This is a genomic window from uncultured Aurantimicrobium sp., assembly GCF_936931525.1.
In the GTDB taxonomy this organism is placed as follows: domain Bacteria; phylum Actinomycetota; class Actinomycetes; order Actinomycetales; family Microbacteriaceae; genus Aurantimicrobium.
This window is the reverse complement of the sequence record NZ_CAKZII010000155.1, coordinates 1-2871: the sequence shown is the minus strand read 5'-3', so window position 1 is coordinate 2871 and position 2871 is coordinate 1. Positions and strand designations below refer to the sequence as shown.

The following is a 2871-nucleotide window of genomic DNA, read 5'->3' as shown; positions in this document are numbered from 1 at the left end:
TGCTCCGCTGCTGACGGCCCCATGCCCCAGACCCGTGAGCACATCCTGCTGGCTCGCCAGGTGGGTGTTCCCTACATCATCGTGTTCCTGAACAAGTGCGACATGGTGGACGACGCTGAACTGCTCGAACTGGTTGAAATGGAAGTTCGCGAACTCCTCGACAAGTACGATTTCCCCGGCGACAAGACCCCCATCATTCACGGTTCCGCCAAGCTCGCCATGGAAGGCGACAAGGGTGACCTGGGTGAAGGCGCCATCATGAAGCTGGCTGACGCCCTGGACACCTACATCCCCCTGCCCGAGCGCGCAGTGGACGGCGCATTCCTGATGCCCGTGGAAGACGTGTTCTCCATCTCCGGTCGTGGCACCGTGGTGACTGGTCGCGTTGAGCGCGGCGTCATCAAGGTCGGCGAAGAAATCGAAATCGTTGGTATCAAGCCCACCCTGAAGACCACCTGCACCGGCGTGGAAATGTTCCGCAAGCTGCTGGACCAAGGTCAAGCTGGCGACAACGTGGGTATCTTGCTGCGCGGCACGAAGCGTGAAGAAGTTGAGCGCGGCCAAGTGCTGTGCAAGCCTGCTTCCATCAAGCCCCACACCCACTTCACTGGCGAAATCTACGTTCTGTCCAAGGACGAAGGTGGCCGTCACACGCCTTTCTTCAACAACTACCGTCCCCAGTTCTACTTCCGTACCACGGACGTGACAGGTGCGATCGAATTGCCCGAAGGCAAGGAAATGGTGATGCCTGGTGACAACGTGTCGATCACTGTGAAGCTGATCAACCCCATCGCCATGGAAGAAGGTCTGCGTTTCGCTATTCGCGAAGGCGGCCGTACCGTGGGCGCCGGCGTGGTTGCCAAGATCATCGCGTAATTCGCAATACACAAAGGAATTACCATGGCCGCCAAGCAAAAAATCCGTATCCGCCTGAAGGCGTTTGACTACAAACTCATCGACCAGTCGGCCGCTGAAATTGTGGATACCGCCAAGCGCACCGGCGCGATTGTCAAGGGCCCCGTGCCCCTGCCAACCCGCATGAAGCGTTTCGACATCCTGCGTTCGCCCCACGTGAACAAGGCCAGTCGTGACCAGTTCGAAATCCGCACGCACCAGCGTCTGATGGACATCGTTGACCCCACAGACAAGACTGTGGACGCTCTGATGAAGCTCGACCTGCCGGCTGGCGTGGACGTCGAAATCAAGCTGCAATAAGTAGTCCGAACCCGGTTAAGCGGGTTCAAAAAGAGTCGAATTAGCGCGCTATTGCCATATTTGGCGTGGCGCGCTATACTCGCAGGCTCCGCTCAAGTTTTGAGTGGGGTTTTATTAACAGTCTTTCACGCAAAAACGCTGTAACCAATTGAAGCTGCAGCGGTGAAAGTTACGGAGAAAACAATGAGTCTTAGCAATCACCTAGGGTTGCTGGGTCGCAAGGTTGGCATGATGCGCCTGTTCACCGATGAGGGGGATGCAGTTCCCGTCACGGTGGTCGACGTGTCTAACAACCGTGTTACTCAGGTCAAAACCCAAGAGAACGATGGCTACGTTGCCCTGCAGGTAACGTTCGGTTCGCGCAAGGCATCTCGCGTGACCAAGCCCGTTGCCGGTCACCTCGCCAAGGCGGGTGTTGAAGCCGGTGAAATCATCCAGGAATTCCGCGTGGCCGCTGATACGGCTGCCAAGTACGCTGCTGGCGCGCAAGTGCCCGTGTCGGACGTGTTTTCCGTGGGTCAAAAAGTGGACGTGCAAGGCACCTCCATTGGTAAAGGCTACGCCGGTACCATCAAGCGTCACAACATGAGCTCGCAGCGCGCATCGCACGGTAACAGCCGTTCGCACAATGTGCCTGGCTCTATCGGTATGGCACAAGACCCCGGTCGCGTGTTCCCCGGTAAGCGCATGACAGGTCACCTGGGTGACGTTACCAAGACGACCCAGAACCTCGACATCATCCGCGTTGACGAAGCCCGTCAACTGCTGCTGATCAAGGGTGCGATCCCCGGTTCTGCAGGTGGCTTTGTCACCGTGCGTCCCGCAGTGAAGGCAAAAGCCGCGAAAGGAGCGAACTAATGCAGCTCGAACTCCTGAATGACCAAGGCCAGGCTACTTCGAAATACGAAGCGCCCGAGACCGTGTTTGGTCGTGAATACAACGAAGACCTGGTTCACCAGGTTGTGGTGGCTTTCCAGGCTAACGCGCGTCAAGGCACCCGTGCCCAAAAAGACCGTGAACAAGTCAAGCACTCCACCAAGAAGCCGTTCAAGCAAAAGGGAACTGGTCGCGCTCGCGCCGGTATGACTTCTTCGCCGCTGTGGCGCGGAGGCGGTCGTATTTTCCCGAATATGCCCGACGAAAATTTCAGCCAGAAGATCAACAAGAAGATGTACCGCGCTGGTATGGCTTCGATCTTCTCGCAACTGGCACGCGAAGGCCGTCTGGCTGTGGTGGATTCGATCACGGTCGACTCTCCCAAGACCAAGGCATTGGCTGCCAAGTTCAAGGCCATGAATCTGGACTCCGTTCTGGTGATCTCGGACGTGGTTGACGAAAACCTGTATCTGGCATCTCGCAACCTGGTCAATGTGCTGGTGGTTGAGCCCCGTTACGCTGACCCGCTGTCTCTGGTGCACTACCGCAAGGTTCTGGTTACCAAGGCCGCCATGGACAAACTCAAGGAGATGTTCGCATGAGCCACGGTCCTAATCTGTCCAAGTTCGACGAAGGTCGTCTGATGCAAGTTCTGGTCGCTCCCATCGTGTCTGAAAAGGCCACCATGGTTGCTGAAAAGAGCAATGCTGTGACCTTCAAGGTGCTGCAAGACGCTACCAAATATGAAATCAAGGCCGCTGTGGAATTGATGTTCAAGGT

The 2871-nt window shown here is 56.7% G+C and carries 5 protein-coding genes; all 5 read left to right on the top strand.

From position 1 onward, the window contains the following. The coding region (locus Q0362_RS07750) for an elongation factor Tu (protein WP_298122200.1) at positions 1-876 on the top strand (876 nt) is incomplete at its 5' end. A gap of 24 nt (positions 877-900) precedes the next feature. After that, positions 901-1215: a 30S ribosomal protein S10 gene (gene rpsJ, locus Q0362_RS07745; RefSeq protein ID WP_068674876.1), complete on the top strand. Its 315-nt coding sequence runs from the start codon at positions 901-903 to the stop codon at positions 1213-1215. Between the two features lie 183 nt (positions 1216-1398). Further along, positions 1399-2073, top strand: a complete 675-nt coding sequence (gene rplC / locus Q0362_RS07740) for a 50S ribosomal protein L3 (RefSeq protein WP_298122197.1) — start codon at positions 1399-1401, stop codon at positions 2071-2073. Continuing rightward, entirely contained in the window at positions 2073-2693 is a 621-nt protein-coding gene (gene rplD, locus Q0362_RS07735) for a 50S ribosomal protein L4 (RefSeq protein WP_298122192.1), read from the top strand. The genes rplC and rplD overlap by 1 nt, the downstream gene beginning before the upstream one ends. Continuing rightward, the coding region (rplW, locus tag Q0362_RS07730) for a 50S ribosomal protein L23 (RefSeq protein WP_366099789.1) at positions 2690-2871 on the top strand (182 nt) is incomplete at its 3' end. The genes rplD and rplW, both read left to right, overlap by 4 nt.

Bases quoted from the DNA above. Each gene is read 5' to 3' on its own strand.
- rplC (WP_298122197.1), top strand. From the start codon at position 1,399: ATGAGTCTTAGCAATCACCTAGGGTTGCTGGGTCGCAAGGTTGGCATG.
- rpsJ (WP_068674876.1), top strand. From the start codon at position 901: ATGGCCGCCAAGCAAAAAATCCGTATCCGCCTGAAGGCGTTTGACTAC.
- rplD (WP_298122192.1), top strand. From the start codon at position 2,073: ATGCAGCTCGAACTCCTGAATGACCAAGGCCAGGCTACTTCGAAATAC.